This window comes from Thermanaerovibrio acidaminovorans DSM 6589, from assembly GCF_000024905.1.
In the GTDB taxonomy this organism is placed as follows: domain Bacteria; phylum Synergistota; class Synergistia; order Synergistales; family Synergistaceae; genus Thermanaerovibrio; species Thermanaerovibrio acidaminovorans.
The window spans coordinates 1,134,649-1,152,228 of sequence record NC_013522.1 but is presented as its reverse complement, the minus strand read 5'-3'; the positions used below and the strand labels follow the sequence as shown (position 1 = coordinate 1,152,228).

The 17,580-nt window shown below is 65.7% G+C and carries 17 protein-coding genes and 2 tRNA genes; 16 read left to right on the top strand and 3 right to left on the bottom strand.

Going from position 1 to position 17,580, the window contains the following annotated elements; all coding sequences use genetic code 11:
• Positions 1-2: 2 nt before the first annotated feature.
• The 10 genes from rnc to TACI_RS05610 all read left to right on the top strand — a co-directional run bounded on the left by rnc (position 3) and on the right by TACI_RS05610 (position 8,398).
• The gene (rnc, locus tag TACI_RS05655) at positions 3-683 is read left to right on the top strand and encodes a ribonuclease III (RefSeq protein ID WP_012869841.1); all 681 of its coding nucleotides are present in this window, start codon (positions 3-5) and stop codon (positions 681-683) included.
• Between the two features lie 199 nt (positions 684-882).
• Positions 883-1,422 carry a bifunctional pyr operon transcriptional regulator/uracil phosphoribosyltransferase PyrR gene (gene pyrR, locus TACI_RS05650; protein ID WP_012869840.1) on the top strand — a complete coding sequence of 180 codons (540 nt, stop codon included), beginning with the start codon at positions 883-885 and terminating at the stop codon, positions 1,420-1,422.
• Between the two features lies 1 nt (position 1,423).
• Positions 1,424-2,359, top strand: coding sequence for an aspartate carbamoyltransferase catalytic subunit (locus tag TACI_RS05645; RefSeq protein ID WP_423218537.1), 936 nt, complete (start codon positions 1,424-1,426; stop codon positions 2,357-2,359).
• Positions 2,359-3,648: a dihydroorotase gene (locus TACI_RS05640; protein WP_012869838.1), complete on the top strand. Its 1,290-nt coding sequence runs from the start codon at positions 2,359-2,361 to the stop codon at positions 3,646-3,648. The genes TACI_RS05645 and TACI_RS05640 overlap by 1 nt, the downstream gene beginning before the upstream one ends.
• Positions 3,645-4,439, top strand: coding sequence for an iron-sulfur cluster-binding protein (locus TACI_RS05635; RefSeq protein ID WP_012869837.1), 795 nt, complete (start codon positions 3,645-3,647; stop codon positions 4,437-4,439). Before TACI_RS05640 ends, TACI_RS05635 begins: the two co-directional genes overlap by 4 nt.
• Positions 4,423-5,373 carry a dihydroorotate dehydrogenase gene (locus TACI_RS05630; protein WP_012869836.1) on the top strand — a complete coding sequence of 317 codons (951 nt, stop codon included), beginning with the start codon at positions 4,423-4,425 and terminating at the stop codon, positions 5,371-5,373. Before TACI_RS05635 ends, TACI_RS05630 begins: the two co-directional genes overlap by 17 nt.
• Positions 5,374-5,410: 37 nt before the next feature.
• Positions 5,411-6,100: an orotidine-5'-phosphate decarboxylase gene (gene pyrF, locus TACI_RS05625; RefSeq protein WP_012869835.1), complete on the top strand. Its 690-nt coding sequence runs from the start codon at positions 5,411-5,413 to the stop codon at positions 6,098-6,100.
• Positions 6,100-6,690 carry an orotate phosphoribosyltransferase gene (pyrE, locus tag TACI_RS05620; protein WP_012869834.1) on the top strand — a complete coding sequence of 197 codons (591 nt, stop codon included), beginning with the start codon at positions 6,100-6,102 and terminating at the stop codon, positions 6,688-6,690. The genes pyrF and pyrE overlap by 1 nt, the downstream gene beginning before the upstream one ends.
• 39 nt (positions 6,691-6,729) lie before the next feature.
• Positions 6,730-7,617, top strand: a complete 888-nt coding sequence (locus tag TACI_RS05615) for a bifunctional 5,10-methylenetetrahydrofolate dehydrogenase/5,10-methenyltetrahydrofolate cyclohydrolase (protein WP_341271033.1) — start codon at positions 6,730-6,732, stop codon at positions 7,615-7,617.
• Positions 7,598-8,398: a hypothetical protein gene (locus TACI_RS05610; RefSeq protein ID WP_012869832.1), complete on the top strand. Its 801-nt coding sequence runs from the start codon at positions 7,598-7,600 to the stop codon at positions 8,396-8,398. The genes TACI_RS05615 and TACI_RS05610 overlap by 20 nt, the downstream gene beginning before the upstream one ends.
• On the opposite strand, the gene TACI_RS05605 is transcribed toward TACI_RS05610, so the two are convergent.
• Together TACI_RS05605 and TACI_RS05600 are read right to left on the bottom strand one after the other, a co-directional pair.
• Complete coding sequence (locus tag TACI_RS05605; protein WP_012869831.1) at positions 8,395-9,456, bottom strand: lysylphosphatidylglycerol synthase transmembrane domain-containing protein; 1,062 nt, start codon at positions 9,454-9,456, stop codon at positions 8,395-8,397. The two genes, TACI_RS05610 and TACI_RS05605, sit on opposite strands and share 4 nt — an antisense overlap.
• A gap of 25 nt (positions 9,457-9,481) precedes the next feature.
• Positions 9,482-10,069, bottom strand: a complete 588-nt coding sequence (locus tag TACI_RS05600; RefSeq protein WP_012869830.1) for a hypothetical protein — start codon at positions 10,067-10,069, stop codon at positions 9,482-9,484.
• A gap of 153 nt (positions 10,070-10,222) precedes the next feature.
• On the opposite strand from TACI_RS05600, the gene TACI_RS05595 reads away from it, so the two are divergent.
• Both TACI_RS05595 and TACI_RS05590 read left to right on the top strand, forming a co-directional pair.
• Entirely contained in the window at positions 10,223-10,993 is a 771-nt protein-coding gene (locus TACI_RS05595; protein ID WP_164925177.1) for a hypothetical protein, read from the top strand.
• Between the two features lie 55 nt (positions 10,994-11,048).
• Positions 11,049-12,092, top strand: a complete 1,044-nt coding sequence (locus TACI_RS05590; protein ID WP_012869828.1) for an asparaginase — start codon at positions 11,049-11,051, stop codon at positions 12,090-12,092.
• A gap of 102 nt (positions 12,093-12,194) precedes the next feature.
• On the opposite strand, the gene gltX is transcribed toward TACI_RS05590, so the two are convergent.
• On the bottom strand, positions 12,195-13,532 hold the full coding sequence (gene gltX, locus TACI_RS05585) for a glutamate--tRNA ligase (protein WP_012869827.1): 1,338 nt from the start codon (positions 13,530-13,532) through the stop codon (positions 12,195-12,197).
• Positions 13,533-13,658: 126 nt separating this feature from the next.
• On the opposite strand from gltX, the gene TACI_RS05580 reads away from it, so the two are divergent.
• The 4 genes from TACI_RS05580 to TACI_RS05565 all read left to right on the top strand — a co-directional run bounded on the left by TACI_RS05580 (position 13,659) and on the right by TACI_RS05565 (position 17,541).
• The gene (locus TACI_RS05580; protein ID WP_164925176.1) at positions 13,659-16,175 is read left to right on the top strand and encodes a DNA polymerase; all 2,517 of its coding nucleotides are present in this window, start codon (positions 13,659-13,661) and stop codon (positions 16,173-16,175) included.
• A gap of 99 nt (positions 16,176-16,274) precedes the next feature.
• Positions 16,275-17,294: a peptidylprolyl isomerase gene (locus TACI_RS05575; RefSeq protein WP_242601196.1), complete on the top strand. Its 1,020-nt coding sequence runs from the start codon at positions 16,275-16,277 to the stop codon at positions 17,292-17,294.
• Positions 17,295-17,351: 57 nt separating this feature from the next.
• Positions 17,352-17,446, top strand: a tRNA-Ser gene (locus TACI_RS05570).
• An 18-nt stretch (positions 17,447-17,464) separates the two neighbouring features.
• A tRNA-Arg gene (locus tag TACI_RS05565) sits at positions 17,465-17,541 on the top strand.
• Positions 17,542-17,580: the final 39 nt, after the last annotated feature.

Genomic DNA, 17,580 nt, shown 5'->3' with positions numbered 1-17,580 from the left:
TCATGCAGGACCTGGAGGCCTTCCATAGGGCTCTGGAGGAGCTGCAGGATCGGGTTGGGTATCGGTTCGCCGATACCCAACTTTTAATTGAGGCCCTGACTCACTCGTCCTTCGCCAACCAGGCCCAGCTGGGCTACTGCAACGAGAGGCTGGAGTTCCTGGGGGACTCGGTGCTGGGGCTATGTGTGGCGGAGGAGCTCTACCGGCGGCACCCCTCCGAGAGGGAGGGGCGGCTCACCAAGCTAAAGTCCACGGGGGTCTCGAGCCACAACCTGGCCCGCTCCGGCAGGGTCCTCGGGCTGGACCGGGTCCTCCGGGTGGGGAAGGCCATAAAAGGGGGGCCCTCGGAGGGCATGGTGGCGGACGCCATGGAGGCCCTGATCGGGGCGGTCTACCTGGACGGGGGGCTGGAGGCCGCCCGGGGGATCGTAAGCCGCCACGTGTCCCTTGACTCCCTGTCGTCCCAGGACCCCAAGTCGGCCCTCCAGGAGATGGCCCAGCGGCTGGGTATACCGCTGCCCAGCTACCGCCTGGTGGAGGTCCGAGGTCCGGAGCATCGGGCCACCTTCGTGGTCCAGGTGTGGCTGAAGGGGGAGCTCATGGGGGTCGGAAATGGGGGCAGCCGCCGGGAGGCGGAGTCGAAGGCGGCCTCCGCGGCCCTCAACAGGCTCCAGGGGGGCTAGGGGCGACTTTCTTGCAACCGGTTGCATAAACGGCCATTGGGGTGTAAACTACCCCTCGAAGCCTTTAAGCGGGTCCGGAGAGGCCCCAAGGCGGGGAGGGATGGGAATGATCCGGTTTGTTGAGCGGAATGAGTTGGCATGGAGGGGATCCCCTTCGGGGGTTCCCCTCCTTTTTTCATGGTTTACGGGGGTGTGAGCTTTGAAGGTCAAGGCTAGGCTCATGGACAAGGGGGATGTGGAGAGGGCCCTCAAGAGGATGGCCCACGAGGTGGTGGAGGACGCCAAGGGTTTGGAGGGGCTGATGCTGGTGGGCATCCAGCGAAGGGGGGTCTACCTGGCCCGGAGGCTTAGGGACCTAATCCTCCAGTTTGAGGGTGCCAAGGTTCCCTGTGGGGAGCTGGACATAACCCTCTACCGGGACGACCTGACCATGTTGAGCGACCAGCCCATCGTGAGGAGCACCTCCATGCCCGAGGACCCCACGGGGAAGAGGATGGTGCTGGTGGACGACGTGATATATACCGGCAGGACCGGTAGGGCGGCGCTGGACGCGGTGATGGACCTGGGAAGGCCCGCCCGGATCCGGCTGGCGGTGCTGATCGACCGGGGACACCGGGAGCTCCCCATCCAGCCGGACTTCGTGGGCAAGAACGTGCCCACCTCCAGGAGCGAGGTGGTGGAGGTGCGGCTAGAGGAGATAGACGGGAAGGACGAGGTGGTAATCTGTGACCGGGACTGACGTGAGGTGCGTTAGGTGGACCAGGCGGCACGTGCTTGACGTGGAGGGCTGGAGCAGGGACGAGATCTACATGCTCCTCGAGCAGGCCAGGCACATGGAGGACCTCCTGTCCAGGCCCATCAAGAAGGTCCCCGCCCTGCGGGGGAAGCTGGCGGTTAACCTCTTCTTCGAGAACTCCACCAGGACCCGGGTCTCCTTCGAGCTGGCGGAGAAGATGCTCTCTGCCGACGTGGTCAACTGGTCGAGCTCTGGTTCCAGCACTGCCAAGGGGGAGACCCTGAGGGACACCGCCTGGACCCTGGAGGCCATGGGGGCCGACGTGGTGGTCATAAGGCACGGGGCGGTGGGGGCTGCCTCATACCTGGCCAGCAAGCTCAAGCGGGCGGTGGTGATGAACGCCGGGGACGGGGCCCACGCCCACCCCACCCAGTGCCTGCTGGACCTCTACACCGCCTGGAAGCACCTGGGGGACCTGGAGGGGAAGCGGGTGGCCATCGTGGGGGACGTGGAGCACAGCCGGGTTGCCCGGAGCGACATCATAGGGTTCAGGACCCTGGGCTGCCAGGTGACCCTATCGGGGCCCTCCACCCTGATGCCCTTCCAAGTTGATCACCTGGGGGTCCAGTACGAGAGGGATGTCCGCAGGGCCACCGAGGGGGCGGACGTGATCTACCTGCTCAGGATCCAGCGGGAGAGGCAGCAGGACGGGCTCTTCCCCTCCGTGGACGAGTACCACCGGTTCTGGGGCGCCACGGAGGAGCTGGTGAGGGAGGTCAACCCAAAGGCGTTGGTGATGCACCCGGGCCCCATAAACCGGGGGGTTGAGATCGAGAGCGCCCTGGCGGACGGGGAGAACAGCGTGATCCTTGAGCAGGTCCGAAGCGGCGTGGCGGTCCGGATGGCCCTGCTCTACCTTTGCGCGGGAGGTGTGGCCTGATGGATTTCGTCATAAAGGGAGTCCGGGTCTTCAGCGGTGGGTCCATATCGGAGGAGCTCTGGAACGTGGGGGTCCAGGGGGGCCGAGTGGCCATGGTGTCCCGGGAACTCCCCCAGGGGCTCGATGCCCCCTCGTACGATGGGCAGGGTGGGGTCCTGGTGGCCGGGATGGTGGACATCCACTGCCACCTCCGGGAGCCTGGTTTCGAGTGGCGGGAGGACCTGAGGTCCGGATCCGCCGCGGGGGCCGCCGGGGGGTTCACCTGCCTGGTGGCCATGCCCAACACGGATCCCCCGGTGGACGTCCCCTCCGGGGTGGAGCACCTGGCCCTGAAGGGATCCTCCCTGGAGGGCGCCCGGGTGGTCCCCGCCGGTTGCGTGAGCAAGGGGCGTCGTGGGGAGGAGATGGCGGAGCTGCTAAAGATGGTTGAGGCCGGGGCGGTGCTCTTCACCGACGACGGAGCCCCGGTCAGGAGCTCATCCCTCCTGAGGCTGGCCCTCATGTACCTGCGGGGCACCGGCGTCAGGGTGATGGAGCACCCGGAGGATACTTCCCTCTCGAAGGGGGGACAGGTCCACGAGGGGCGGATAAGCGCCTTAAGCGGCCTCAAGGGGATCCCTTCCGCATCGGAGGACCTGGCGGTAATGCGGGCCATAGAGCTGGCCCGGGAGACCCGAGGGGCGGTGCACCTGACCCACCTGAGTTCCAAGCGCTCCGTGGATCTGGTTAGGAGGGCCAAGGCTGAGGGGGTGGACGTGACCTGCGACGTGACCGCCCATCACCTGACCTTCTGTGAGGAGGACGTGATGGTCTCCGGCTACTCAGGGGCGTTCAAGGTGAACCCACCCCTGCGCTCCCAGGAGGACCGGGAGGCCCTGTGGGCGGCTCTGGCGGACGGCACGGTGGATGCCATAGCCACCGACCACGCCCCATGGCACCTGGACGAGAAGGATCTGCCCTTCCAGGAGGCCTCCTTCGGGATCGCCTCCCTGGAGTGCGCCGTGCCGGCGGTGATAGACGGGGCCCTCAAGAGGGGGGTGCGGCTTGAGCGGGTCCTGGATGCCCTGTCCGTCTCCCCCCGTAGGATCGCCTCCCTGCCCCCGGTGGCCATAAGGGAGGGGGATCCGGCGGACATGACCCTGCTGGACCTCCAGATGGTGGCCCGGGTGGACTGCAGGTCCTGGAGGAGCAAGTGCAGGTTCAGCCCCTTCGACGGGGCGGTGCTCAAGGGCTGGCCGGTGATGACCGTGGTGGGCGGCCGGCTGTCCTGGGAGGCCCAGGATAGATGAGCTGCGGCTCTCACCGCTTGCCCCGGAGGATACCCGGCACGGTTACCCGGGTGGAGCTGTTCCCCCCCCAGGTGGGGATGATCTGGGTCCGGCCCCAGGAGACGATGGGGCCCTGGGGACCGGGGCAGTTCGCCATGGTCTTCCCCTCCGCCTCGAACGACCCGCTACTGGGCAGGCCCCTGGGCCTGGCGGGGCAGGTGGACGGGCAGCTGCTCTTCCTGTGCCGGGGCGTGGGGCGGGGGACCCGGATGCTCCTCTCCTCCCCGCCGGGGTCCCCGGTCCACCTGGTGGCCCCCCTGGGTAGCCCCCTGGCCCCCCTCGAGGAGTCCAAACTGATCCTCCTGGGGGGCGGGGTGGGGGTAGCGGCGCTCCTTCCCCTGGCGGACCGGGCGGATCGCCTCCTGTGGGCGGTCAGAGATGGGACCTGGGCGGGGCTCATGGACCGGTGCTCTGAGGCCCTTGGTCTGGATCGGGATCGCTTGGTCCCCGTCTTTGAGGACGGGCCCCCCGGGGAGGGGTGCAACGGGGTGGAGGCCCTATGGAGGCTCCCCATGGATCTCAAGGGGGCCACGGTGGTGGCCTGCGGGCCTTCCGGGATGCTTCGGGCGGTCTGGGAGCTGGGAAGGGAGAGGGGCTTCCGATCCCTCCTGGGGCTTGAGAGGCGGATGGCCTGCGGCTTCGGTGGATGCATGGGGTGCGCCATAGACCTTAAGGGGGGCGTGCGGGCCCGGGTATGCAAGGACGGGCCCTTCTTCTGGGGGGAGGATCTGGACCATGAGGCCTTCGACTGATCTGCTGGGCTCCGGGGTGGATGGACCGGTGAACGTGGACCTGAACGGGCTTGGGCTATCGTCGCCGGTGGTGGTGGCCTCTGGGGTGCTACCCATGGACGGGGAGGTGTGGAGCTCCATGGAGGGGGTGGGGCTCATATGTACCAAGGGGATCACCCTGGAGCCTAGGGCGGGCAACCGGGGGGAGAGGCTCGTGGAGACCCCCTCTGGGCTCCTCAACAGCATAGGGCTTGAGAACCCGGGGATTGATCGCTTCCTGGAGGCCATCCTGCCGGATCTCCTGAGGTCCCGTAGGTCCCTGGGTCTCAACGTGGCCTTCTCCTCCCTGGGGGAGCTGGAGGAGCTCATCGGCCGGATCGGGGACAGGGCCGCTTCGGTGGAGGTGCTGGAGCTGAACCTGTCGTGCCCCAACGTGGACCGGGAGGGGGCCGTATGGGGGGAGTCCCCGGAGAGGACCTTCGAGGCGGTGAGGCTGGCCCGATCCCTGTGGCCCCGTAGCGTGTGGGCTAAGCTGACCCCCCAGGCGCCGGACGTGGCGGCGGTGGCCCGGGCGGCGGAGGAGGCGGGAGCCCATTGCCTGGTGGTGGCTAATACGTGGCTCGGGGCGGAGGTGGACCTGGAGGCGGGGGCTCCGGTCTTCAAGCGGGTGGTGGCGGGCCTGTCGGGACCCGCGGTGCTGCCCCTCACGTTGAGGCTCCTCTTCCAGCTCTACCCCAAGGTGTCGGTGCCCCTGGTGGCCTGTGGGGGCATATGCTCCCCCCAGGACGCCCTGAAGGCCATGATGGCGGGCGCGTCGGCGGTCCAGGTGGGGACCCAGCTCTTCAGGGACCTGGGCTGCTGCGGAGAGATCCTTGAGGGGATCCGGTCCTTCCTTGACTCCAGGGGGCTGTCGGTTTCCCGGTTGGTGGGGTGCGCCCACAGGGCCTCCCGGTGATCCGCCGGGGTTTCCTTGAAACGTAGGAGGTATCCATATGGACGCTAGAGATAGGCTGGTTTTAGCCCTGGATCTGGAATGCCCCAGGGGCTGTCTTGAGCTACTGGACCGGGTGGGGGATAGGATCGGTCGGGTGAAGGTGGGGCCCAGGATCTTCGCCCTGGGTGGGCTTGGGTTCATCCGGGAGCTGGTGGATGGGGGATACCGGGTCTTCCTGGACCTCAAGCTTCACGACATCCCCAACACGGTGGCCCTGGCGGTGGAGGCCCTGGCGTCCCACCGGATATGGGCCCTCACGGTCCACGCCGCCGGGGGATTTGAGATGATGCGGCGGGCGGTGGAGTGCCGGGGGGACATGGACATCCTGGCGGTTACGGTGCTCACCAGCCTGGGGGAGGATGCGTGGGCCCAGGTTTCCCCCGGGTGCCCCATGGGGGACGCCATCGCGTCCCGGGCCCGGCTGGCCCATAGGGCGGGGGTACAGGGGCTAGTGTGTAGCCCCCTGGACCTGGAGATCGTGACCTCCGCCGCCCCGGGGCTTGCCACGGTGGTGCCCGGCATAAGGTTTCAGGGGGGAGAGGTCCACGATCAGGCCCGGGTCATGGGTCCCCGGGAGGCGGTGGCTTCCGGGGCGTCGTTCCTGGTGGTGGGGCGCGCCATCCTGGAGAGCCCCGACCCGGCGGGGACCATCGAGTCCATGGTGGAGATGATGGAGGTGGGGAACTGATGGGGGCTCTGCTGGCGGGGGAGGACCTGGAGAGGTTCAAGTCCATGATGGAGAGGAGCGGCGGGCACCTCAAGGGCCACTTCCTCCTTTCGTCGGGGCTTCATAGCTCCGATTACCTGCAGTGCGCCCTGTTCCTGTCCAACCCCTCCTACGCCTCCTGGGCGGGGGAGAGGCTGGCCAGGGGGGCGGAGGATCTGGGGGCCCAGGTGGTGGTATCCCCCGCCCTGGGTGGGCTGATAATAGGCCACGAGGTGGCCCGTCACCTGGGGCTGTCCTTCATATTCACCGAGAGGGAGGGGGGGATCATGAGGCTCCGTCGCTTCCCCAACCCGGGGGCAGTGAGGTTCCTGGTGGTGGAGGACGTTTTCACCACCGGCAAGTCCACCCTGGAGGTGGTGGAGGTGATGGAGGCCTTCGGTGCCCGCTGGGTGGGGGCCCTGTCGATGGTGAACCGATCCGGGACCCAGGACCTCTTCCCGGTCCCCACCAGGTCCCTTTGGGAGACCTCCTTCCCGGTGTACGATCCCGAGATCTGCCCCCTGTGTGGCGCCCATCAGCCCCTGGTGAAGCCCGGCAGCCGTTTCGTGTGATAACCTTAGGGGGTGTAGGGCCAAAACTTGCGAGGGGGTATGCTCCTTATGCTTCTGATGAGGGGTAGTGAGCCCGCTTCCTGGGTGAAGGGGTGGGTACGTCGTCAGGTCTCCGCCCTCGGTGGGTGTTGTCTTGCCTCCGTGTCGGTGTCCAGCCACGGGGCGTCGGAGGCTTACAGGAGGAACCAGATAAGGGCCTGCCAGGAGGCGGGGATCCTGGTCCGTCCGGTGGACGTGGCCCCATCTCTTGGAATCTTGGGCCTCATTGAAACCATCCGGGAGCTCAACGGGGACCGTGAGGTGGACGGGATCATCGTCCAGACCCCCTTGCCGGAGGGGTGGGACCTGTCGGAGGTCCTTCAGGCCATGGATCCCGCCAAGGACGCGGAGGGGGTTCACCCGGAGAACCTGGGGAAGCTCTTCCTGGGGGTCAAGGGGCACCCCCTGCCTTGCGCCGCCTGGGCCGCGGTGGGGCTGTTGGAGTGGTATGGGCTTTGGGACCTGTCCGGCATGGTATGTGCGGTGGTGGGGCACAGCGTGAACGTGGGGCGTCCCATCGGGGCCCTGTTGCTCCAGCGGAATGGCACGGTGCTCCAGATGCACAAGCACACCCCCCGGGATGTCCTGGAGGAGCTCGTATCCTCGTCCCAGGTGGTGATATCCGCCACCGGCGTTCCGGGCCTCATAGGTCCCGGGATGGTTCGTCCCGGCGCATGGGTGGTGGACGTGGGCACCACCCCAACCGAGAGGGGGCTCGTGGGGGACGTGGATCCCCAGTGCGCCTCGGTGGCCCACGGGTTGAGCCCCGTCCCCGGTGGCGTTGGCCCCTTGACGGTGGCCCTTCTGATGGCTAACCTGGTGCTCTTAGCTAGCAAACGAAGGAACGGAAGGCCGGTGGAGCTTGAAAGTGTCCGACAGGAAGCTTAGATGGCGGTTGCTACTGGGATTGGTCCTGGCGGTGGGGTTGTCGGGCCCCGCCGCCGCCCTTGAGGTGTGGGCCTCCTCCCCGTGGCTGACCCAGATGATGAGGTTCATGGTGGGGGTGCAGGGCAAGGTGCACCCCGTCAGGTGGTGGACCGAGGACGGTCGGGTGGTCCGGGTATCTTCCCCCCGGGGGCCGGTGATGGCCCTGGACCCCAAGGAGGCGGCGGAGGCAGGGGTTTCGAGGAGCCCTTCCCTCCGGGTCCTTTTTGATCGGCCCCTGCCCCTGGGGGAGCTCAAGGGGGAGAGCGCCTACTTCGATCCGGCGGCGCTGCCATTCATAGGTCAGCGGATCCTCCAGGTCCTGGCCACCCAGGATCCGGCCAACTACCGCTACTACCAGCGCAGGCTGGCGGAGCTCCAGGCCCGGATAGACAGCACCATGGACGTGGGCCGTCAGCTGCTCAAGGGGGTTGGGGTCCTGGATCTCACCGGATGCGCCGGCCCGTGGATAAGGTCCGCTGCCGCCACCTCCGCCCGGCCACCGGGGGACCTGTGGCGGGCCTGGGAGGGGGGGGGCCGGATGGACCTCCTCAAAGGGGCCCTGGACGCGGCGGGGCGAAAGGGTTGGGTCGTGGTGATGGACCCCTGGACCCCGTCCCCGGTGGCGTCCGTGGTGTCCGCCTCGGGGGTCCGGGTGGTCAGGCTCTCTCCCCCCAAGGGGGACGACATGTTCCTTTACTATTACGACCTGTACCTTCAGGTCTGGAACTTTGCCCGCCGCTAAACCTCCGGGGCGGAGGAGTCTATCTCCTCTTCGGTCTTGGTTATCAGCTCCTCCGCTCTGTCCAGCCCGAAGATCTTTATGGCCAGCAGGGTGCCGATCAGGACCCCCGAGTACTCCACCAAGCCCCTCCATCCAACCGCTAGCATGCCCGCCACGTTGGTGGGCACCAGAAGGCGGAAGGCGGCGGCCCCTCCCCCCTCGGCGGCGCCGCTGCCGCCAGGGGTGGGGATAAAGTAGAGGGCGAAGAGCAACAGGGCCTGCAGGAGGACGGACTTGAAGTACTCCACCGGTAGCCCCATGGCCCAGATGAGACAGGGGAGCACCGAGAGCTGGGCCATCTGCTGCAGGAAGGTGAAGATCGCCCCCAGAAGGATGTGCCCCTTGCCGTTCTGCCAGAAGGACCGCATGTTCTCGTTGTATATGTCCACCTCGGCGTTCACGTGCCGTATGATCCTCCGGAGCCTGTTGGGACCTATCAGCCCCAGCCGCTTCAGCAGCATAGTTATAACCGCCGACGTCCTCTTGACCAAGGAGGGCCTGAGCAGGCTTATGGCCACCACCGCCCAGATGGCGCACATGACGGAGGTTATGTATATGGCCAGGTCCCGGATCAGCCTCTGGCCCTGGAGGATGTTGGGGGAGAAGATCATGGCGAGGGGTATGGCCATCCCCAGGATCAGCAGGGTCATCATGGTCCTCACCAGGGTGACCGCAACCCCCTTGCCCACCGGAATCCCGTTCCTGTAGAGGAGGTATATCTGAAATGGTCCCCCGCCGCCCTGCATGGGGGTTATGGCGCACCCGAAGTAGTTTATCCAGGTCAGGGTGAGTGAGAGCCTGAGGGGTATCCGGTGGCCGCTCGCCCTGGCTATGGCGGAGAAACGCAACGCGTCGAAGAGCCATATCAGGGGCACAAGGGACGCCGCCAGGGTCAGCTTCCAACGGTCAGCCCTGAGGAGCAGGTCTATGGAGCTCCTGTCCACCGTAAGGGCTATGGTGCCTATGCTGACGCAAGAGGCCACCAGAAGGAACAGGTAGAGCCCCTTCTTGACCTTCATGTGGGGATCCTCCCTGGCGCGGCCATCAGTTGGCCGCCCGGTCGGCTTCCTCCCGGAGCTTCGCTATGTGGGGGGCCAGACGCTGGACCGTGGGAATCAGCTCCTCCCGGATCTTGAGGGCCATCTGGAGGAACTTGCCCTCCTTGAGGGGGGAGGCCACGTTCTCCAGGGCGGCCTGAAGGGCCCCGTAGTCCTCTGCCATCCCGTCCCCCTGGTCCGACGTTCCCAGCAGCATCCCGCAGTGCTGCACCACCTGAAGTACCCATCCTATGCCCTCCGTGGCCTGCTGGAACAGCTTCAGCGCCTCCTCGGTGGATCCACCCTCCAGCTTGTCCGCCACGGCGGATATGCCGTTAACCAGGATGGGGAAGTACTCCTCGGTCTGCACCAACGACTCCCTCACCAGGACCCTTATGTCCTTGGTGGTGGCCCGGACCTCTGATCCGGCGGAGGAGGCCAGAAGGGCCTCCTCGGAGATGTCGTTGCCGTCCAGTTGCCAACCCATCACCACCCGGCCCCCCATGGCGGCCCTCTCCTTTATGGCCCTCACTACCTCACCGATAGATGCGTCCACCGACCGGTTGAACTCCGCCTCATCCACGAAAAACCTCATTCCATCGTCCTCCTTAAGCGGGAGCGTTCGTACCATGACCCAACGAATTCTAACACACCGGGGATGGAGCCATATTAAATGCCAGTTAGACGATCCCCTGGGCGGTTCTGATAAAATGATCCAATGATGCGATGGCCCCTGCTTTTTGATCATATGGAGGCCTCCTTGGCGCCCCTTGGGGGTGTCCTATGGGGGGCCAACCTGGCGGTGCTGCTGGCCCTTTCGGTTCAGGAAGGGCTCCTGCTCGGGCGATCCGTGGAGGGCCCGGTGTCCTTTGAGGGCCTCCCTTGGAGGGATCTGGTGTTAGCCCCGGTGGCCTGTGCGGTGGTGTGGCTCTGTCAGCCCCTGGGCCCCGTGGGGCCGGCGCTCAGACCACCGATGCCCGCCCTATGGGTCCTGGGGGGCCTGGTGGCCCTGCATGGCCTGGCATCGGACCGTGGTAGCCCGGGTGTCACTGACCCCCTGTGGGGGCTCGTGGCGTCCCTGGCAGGCCTCCTGGTGCGTCACAACCTATGGCTGCCCGGGGAGGTCCTGGGAGTGGAGGCCATGGTTAGCTTCCCCCTGTGGGAGGTCCTCACTCCGGTTGGCGTCGTGGGGTATTGGCTATGTGCTCTGGGGGCCTATCTATCCCTGGGGGGCCTCTGTCCCGGGGACGGGGGTACGCTCCGGTGGGTGGCCTACGTATCCGCGTGCCTGGTGGTCTCCCAGTGGTTCTTCGGTGCCTGGGCCCTTGAAGTGCCAGGCTGGTACCCGTACGGGCTGGTGAACTACTGGTTCGGGGTCATCAAACTGGTGTCCTCCGCCGGGCTTGGCGTATCCATGGGGCTGATGGGATGGTCCCAGGTGGCGCTTCCCCGGTGCCATAGGATATCGCTGCTGGGGGCCCTGCTTCTGGTGCTGTCCTCCCCGCTGGTGCGGTGGTGAGCTGACGGGTGTTTGGTAAAAAATAAAAAAGCTTTGGAATGGGGGCTTTCTTGGAATGGCTAAGGTAAGGGTCATACTGACCGGGGGCACCATAGGCAGCGACAGGGGGGGAGGGGGGGCCATGCCCAGTCGGGAGGCCTCGGACTTCCTCACCGGAACGTTACGGGACCTGTTCAACGACAGGGGGGTGGAGCCGGACTTCGTTTACCCCTGGGGGCGGGGGGGGATAGACAGCTCCGACATGTCCCCCTCCGGGTGGCTTCAGCTGACCCGGGGGGTAGTGGAGGGGATCTGCTCCGGAGCCTCCGGGGCCCTGATCCTTCACGGCACGGACACCATGGCCTACTCCGCCGCGTGGCTATCCCTGTGCCTCGCTGGCTGTCCCGTGCCGGTGGTGCTCACCGGCAGCCAGTTCACCAGGAACTACATGCCCGAGGATGGGACGGTGAACCTGAAGGGGGCCGTTCAGGTCATATGCTCCAACGTGAGGGGCGTGTGGGTCTACTTCAACTGGAAGCTGATCCAGGGCAACCGGGCCCACAAGGCCAGGGCATCGCACCCCGACGCCTTCACCGCCATGGGGGGCTTCCCCCTCTTCTTCAACCCCGAGTGGGGGCTGGCTAACGAGCCGGGGATCCCCGCCGGCTCGATCGGGTGGTCCCCGGGGGAGGAGCTTCAGCTGCTGATGGGCATGTCCGGTGATCAGGTGGACCGGGTTTGCGGCGCCATCCGGTGGATCTTCACCGCCCCGGGCTCCCCGGTGTGCCTCCACGGGGGGGAGGAGATACTGGGTGTGGTGGGCTACGGGGCGGGCAACATCCCCCAGCGGGTCAAGGGGGCCATACTGGAGGCCTACGCGGGGAGGGGCAGGAAGCCCATCATACTGGCCTGCAGCCAGGCGGAGGGGGACATGAAGAACCCGTCCCAGTACGCGGCGGTGGGCATGGGGTCCCTGGCCCGGGAGGGCTTCACCGTGATGGGACAGATGGACTACCCGGTGGAGTTCGTCCACGCCCTGGCCTGTTACTCCCTGTTGCTGAGCTCCTGCGGGGCGGATCCCGTTAAGGTGATGGGCCGGTATCTCAGGTCCTACAGCTGAGGTGGCCCCGAGGGATGACGCTGCTTCGGCGCGTTTGAGGACCCGTTTCCATAAACAAATGCTGAGCGGGGGGCCCATGGGCCCCCCGCGGCGTTGACATCTTTATAACAGGCCGAAGTGGGACAGCCTCCTTCGGCACTCCTCGGGGCCCAGGAGCTCCGCGATCTCGAAGACCCCGGGGCTCACCCTCCGGCCCGACAGGACGAACCTAAGGGGCATGGCCACGTCCTTGAGGCTGACCGCGTTCGACTCCCCGAAGGACCTGGCAAGGGCCTCCATGGCGGAGGCGCTCCAGGGCTCGCACCGGAGCATCTCCTGGAAGAAGGGGCGCAACCGGGCCTTGGTCTCCTCAGTCAGGTCCGATCCGTCGTACCGATCCAGGACGCAGCGGAAGTCCACGAAATAGTCGGTGTACTCCGCCAACTCCCTGGTGGTCTTTCCCCGGGAGGTCAGAAGGGTGACGGTCCTGGCCAGGTATTCCTCCCCGTGGCCGGACGGGTCCAGCCCCATCTCGATCCAGAAGGGGCGGACGAGCCTTAGCCTCTCCATGGGATCCAGCCGCTTCAGGTGCTCCTGGTTCACGTGGTTGAGCTTGTCCATGTCGAACACCGCCGCCCGCTTGGTGACCTTGGTTATGTCGAAGACCTTGGCGGCCTCGTGCCTGGTTATGATCTCCCTGTCCGCCCCAGGGGACCAGCCCAGTAGGGCCAGGAAGTTGAAGACCCCCTCGGGGATGTATCCCAGGCCGTGGTATTCGAAGACGCTGGTGGCCCCGTGCCTCTTGGAGAGCTTCTTCTTGTCCTTGCCCAAGATCATGGGGAGGTGGGCGAAGTTGGGCACCTGCCAGCCCAGGGCTCGGTAGAGGAGGATCTGCTTAGGCGTGTTTATCACGTGGTCCTCCCCCCGGATGACCCAGTTGATGCCCATGCAGTGATCGTCCACCACCACCGCATAGTTGTAGGTGGGCATCCCATCGCTCTTGATTATCACCATGTCCTTTATGGACCCGTCCTTGTTCACCGACACGTGGTCGCTCATCACCGATATGGGACCGTAGACCGCGTCGTTGAACTCCACCTTCTCCCCGGTGGGGATCCTGAAGAGCACCGCCCCATCCTCCCGATAGGCCAGCCCCTTCTCGATCAGCTCCTCCGCGTAGCGCCCGTAGGTGTCCAGCCGCTCCGACTGCCTGTAGGGCCCGTAGGGGCCCCCCACGTCGGGGCCCTCGTCCCAGTCCAGCCCTAGCCACTTTAGCCCCTCCAGGATGGTCTTCTCGTACTCGGCGGTGGACCTCTCCCGGTCCGTGTCCTCTATCCTCAGCACGAACTTGCCCCCGGTCCTCTTGGCCCACAGCCAGTTGAACAGCGCCGTGTGGGCCCCCCCGATGTGAAGGGCCCCGGTGGGGCTGGGGGCGAACCTAACCCTTACCTCCTCGGTCATCGAAATCCTCCTCGCGTCTCGGTGGTGTGAGACCACTTAATGTAAAATGGATCAGCCGGTTCATAATTATAATGGATGTGGTGGGCCGCGCCAGGTGTCCGGCCCCCTTTCAACGGGAACGGAGGAATGGCCTTGTCGGATAGGTTTCTGCTGGTTGATGGTCACGGCCTGGCATTTCGGGCCTTCTACGCCCTGCCGGCCCTTAGCGCCCCGGACGGGACGCCGGTGAACGCGGTGCTCGGGTTCCTCAACATGCTCTACAAGGTACTGGAGGATCAGCGCCCCACCGGCTGGGCGATCTTCTTCGACCCCCCGGGTCCGGTGATCCGAAGGGAGGTGCTGGAGTCCTACAAGGCGGGGCGCCGCCCGACCCCCCAGGAGTTCAAGGTCCAGCTTCCCATCATAATTGACCTCTTGGAGGCGCTGGGGCACCCGGTGCACGTCAGGGAAGGACAGGAGGCGGACGACGTAATAGCCGCCACGGCAGTCAACCTGTCGGGTAGCGGGGAGGTGGTGATCCTCTCGGCGGACAAGGACCTGCTCCAGGTCATCTCCCCATCGGTCAAGGTGTGCCGGCCAGTGAAGGGCGTGTCGGAGTTTCGGGTCTACGATCAGGAGGCCTTCCTGGAGGAGTACCGCTTCCCCCCGGCGCTGATGGCGGACTACCTGGCCCTGACCGGCGACTCGGTGGACAACATACCCGGCGTTCCCGGCATAGGGGACAAGGGGGCCCGGGAGCTGGTCTCCTCCCTGGGGCCCCTGGAGAGCATATACGAGGCCCTTGACCGGCTGTCCCCCGCCAAGCGCAAGCGCCTGGAGGAGGGGCGGGAGCTGGCGTTCCTGAGCCGCCAGCTGGTGTTGCCGGTTCCCACCGAGTCCCTGGATGTCCGGGATCTGGTCCCTAGGGAGGCCCAGAGGGGAAGGGCCTTAAGGATACTGGAGGGGCTCGCCATGAGGCAGCTGATCCAGCGGCTGGGGCTGGATGGGGCGGACCGGGGAGCGGGCGTGGAGGTGTCCTCCACTGGCGGGGCAGTTGAGTCCTCCCTTGAGGACCTGCTGGCATCCGGAACCTTGGCCCTGGTGGGCCGATGGGAGGAGCTCCAGCGGGGATCCTCTGAGCTGGCCCTGTGGGACAAGGCGGGTGGTCTATGGCGGGGCGCCGTGGATCTGGACCGGCTGAGGCGGATTTTGGAGGCCTTTGGGGACAGGGAGCTCCTCCTCTGGGATCAGAAGGGGCTGATCTCCGCCCTGGGTGACCTGCCCCGGGGCTGCTCCGTCATGGACCTCAAGCTATGCTACTATGGCCTGCACCCGGACAGGACAGCGGTGATGGGGCGGGATCTGGTGTCCGGGGCCCTGTCGGGCCAGTGGAACCCCTGGACCCTTTGGGACCAGATCAGGTCCGATCCCCTTTGGGAGGGGGTTCGGGAGCTGGTCACCCGTGTTGACCACCCCCTGTCGGCGGTGCTGGTGGACATGGAGAGGGAGGGTATAGGGCTTGACGTGGAGGGTCTCCGGGGGCTTAGGGAGAGGCTGGAGAGGGCCTTGGGGGCCCTGGAGGAGGGTATAGCCCGGGAGGCGGGGGCCCAGGTGAACCTCCAGTCCCCCAAGCAGGTGGCCTGGCTCCTATTCGAGAGGCTTGGCCTTCCCCCGGTGAAGCGAACCAAGACCGGTCTCTCCACCGACGTGGGTGTCCTGGAGGAGCTGTCCCGGCTGCCGGAGCCCCTGGGACGGGTGCCATCCATGATCCTGGAGCACCGGGAGATAAGCAAGCTCATAACCGCCTTCGTGAACCCCTTCCTGGAGCAGGGATCCTCCGGGGTGATCCGATCCACCTTCGACCAGACCGGCACCGGGACCGGCAGGCTCTCCAGCAGGGACCCCAACGTGCAGAACCTTCCCCAGTTCGGCCACTGGGCGGTGGAGTTCCGCCGCTGCCTGGTCCCGGTGGAGGAGGGGAACGTCTTCGTGTCCGCCGACTACTCCCAGATAGAGCTTAGGGTCCTGGCGCACCTCTCGGGGGAGGAGCGGCTCATCCGGGCCTTTGAGGAAGGGGCGGACGTACACGCCAGGACCGCCTCCTGGATATATGGGGTGGATCCCCAGGCGGTGAGTCCCGAGCAGAGGAGGTTCGCCAAGGTGGTTAACTTCGGCCTGCTCTATGGCATGGGGGCCCACGGGCTGGCCCAGCGGATGGGGGTCTCCAGATCCGAGGCGGCGGAGGTGATGGAGCGATACTTCAGCGCCCTGCCGGGGGTTAGGGAGTTCACCAGGCGGATGGTGGAGCAGGCCAAGGCCAGGGGCTATGCCGCCACTCTGATGGGGCGGGTGAGGCCCCTCTCGGAGGTGTCCACCGTGGAGGGCCGGGGGGCCGGGGCCATAGACCGGGTGGCCATAAACACCCCGATCCAGGGTTCCGCGGCGGACATAGCCAGGAAGGCCATGGTGGAGCTCCACCGGGCCCTGGCGGGTGGGGATTGCCGGATGGTCCTCCAGGTTCACGACTCCATAGTCTGCAGCGTCCCGGAGGGGATGGCGTCCCGGGTGGCGGAGTTGATGAGGGAGGTCATGGAGGGGGCGGCTAGCCTGTCGGTGCCCCTGGTGGTGGAGGTGAAGACCGGCGGGACCCTGGGGGATCTTTGACAACCTAAAGGTGAAGCGCTTATCATCAAGCCCGTTTGGTGTCTCGCGTCCAGTTGGAAGTGGAAATAAAGTCTGGTTTGGGGAGGAATGTGCACCGTGATGATGCAGTATCTCAGAAACAACGTGAAGGGCATAATGATAGGTGTGGTGGTGGTTTTCATCGTATCCTGCTTCGCCGGGTACGGAATGTACGTGAGGGGCAGGGGGTCCTCCGGCGGGGACTACCCGGTGGCCAAGCTGGACGGCAAGAAGATAATGAGGTCCCAGGTGGAGATGAGGCTTCGGGAGGTGGCGGAGCAGTTCGGTGACCGGGTAACCTCCGGGGACGTGCCAATGATCCGTCGGATGATCCTGGACGACATCGTGGTGGGGATGGAGCTCACCAAGGCCGCCAAGGCGGAGGGGATAAAGGTGGCCAAGGAGGAGGTTGACCAGTACCTGGCGTCCATGCAGGCCCAGTTTCCCACCAAGGAGGCCTACGACGAGTACCTGAAGAGGTCGGGGATGACCGAGCGGGAGCTGAGGCGCAAGGTGGAGGAGAACATCGCGGTGGGTAAGCTGATGGAGAAGGTCACCGCCTCCGCCTCGGTGGACGCCGGCGAGGTGCGCAAATTCTATGACGCCACCAAGGATGCTTTCTTCAAGCGCCCCGAGGGTTACACGGTTAACGTGGTTGCCTTCCGGGGCAAGGAGGCGGCCCAGAGGGGGCGGACCAGGCTCCTCAAGGGGGAGGCCTGGGACTCGGTGATGGGGGCCATGTCCGGGGACCTGGGGAACTTCACCCCCTACGATAAGCCCATCTTCGTCTCCAAGAAGGACCTGGCGGATGACCTCAAGTCGGTAATATCCCTGAAGGTGGGGTCCTACTCCAACCTGGTTAAGGTGGGTAGCGACGATTACCTGATGGTGCTCAAGCGCTCCAACGAGAAGGAGCGGGTCATGGCCTTCGACGAGGTGAAGGAGCAGATAGAGGGGGTTCTCCTGGATCAGAAGAGGGGGCAGATGCAGCGGGCCTACGTGGCGGACCTGTTGAAGAAGGCGCCCCTGGAGATCCTGGACGAGTCCATCTTCAAGGTGGCCTCCGGGGACGAGGGCGAAAGTTCCAACAAGGGCAACTAGTCGTTCACTTGACATTACGGGGGTTCGAAAATAGAATAATCCTCGCGTGAGGCGGAAGGTGGGATGGCCGAGCTGGCTGAAGGCACTCGCCTGCTAAGCGAGTAGGGTGGCCAAAACCGCCCTCCAGGGTTCGAATCCCTGTCCCACCGCCATCGTCACACCTTGGCAGTGCGCCGGTAGCTCAACTGGATAGAGCATCGGACTACGGATCCGAAGGTTACGGGTTCAAATCCTGTCCGGCGCGCCATTGAAAAAAGGGGGAGCGGGTTTCCGCTCCCCTTTCTTC

Coding starts and splice junctions, on each gene's coding strand:
- TACI_RS05575 (WP_242601196.1), top strand. CDS start 16,275: ATGATGCAGTATCTCAGAAACAACGTGAAGGGCATAATGATAGGTGTG.
- gltX (WP_012869827.1), bottom strand. CDS start 13,532: ATGACCGAGGAGGTAAGGGTTAGGTTCGCCCCCAGCCCCACCGGGGCC.
- TACI_RS05635 (WP_012869837.1), top strand. CDS start 3,645: ATGAGCTGCGGCTCTCACCGCTTGCCCCGGAGGATACCCGGCACGGTT.
- TACI_RS05580 (WP_164925176.1), top strand. CDS start 13,659: ATGGCCTTGTCGGATAGGTTTCTGCTGGTTGATGGTCACGGCCTGGCA.
- TACI_RS05630 (WP_012869836.1), top strand. CDS start 4,423: ATGAGGCCTTCGACTGATCTGCTGGGCTCCGGGGTGGATGGACCGGTG.
- TACI_RS05640 (WP_012869838.1), top strand. CDS start 2,359: ATGGATTTCGTCATAAAGGGAGTCCGGGTCTTCAGCGGTGGGTCCATA.
- rnc (WP_012869841.1), top strand. CDS start 3: ATGCAGGACCTGGAGGCCTTCCATAGGGCTCTGGAGGAGCTGCAGGAT.
- TACI_RS05615 (WP_341271033.1), top strand. CDS start 6,730: ATGCTCCTTATGCTTCTGATGAGGGGTAGTGAGCCCGCTTCCTGGGTG.
- TACI_RS05605 (WP_012869831.1), bottom strand. CDS start 9,456: ATGAAGGTCAAGAAGGGGCTCTACCTGTTCCTTCTGGTGGCCTCTTGC.
- pyrE (WP_012869834.1), top strand. CDS start 6,100: ATGGGGGCTCTGCTGGCGGGGGAGGACCTGGAGAGGTTCAAGTCCATG.
- TACI_RS05590 (WP_012869828.1), top strand. CDS start 11,049: ATGGCTAAGGTAAGGGTCATACTGACCGGGGGCACCATAGGCAGCGAC.
- pyrF (WP_012869835.1), top strand. CDS start 5,411: ATGGACGCTAGAGATAGGCTGGTTTTAGCCCTGGATCTGGAATGCCCC.
- TACI_RS05595 (WP_164925177.1), top strand. CDS start 10,223: ATGGAGGCCTCCTTGGCGCCCCTTGGGGGTGTCCTATGGGGGGCCAAC.
- TACI_RS05600 (WP_012869830.1), bottom strand. CDS start 10,069: ATGAGGTTTTTCGTGGATGAGGCGGAGTTCAACCGGTCGGTGGACGCA.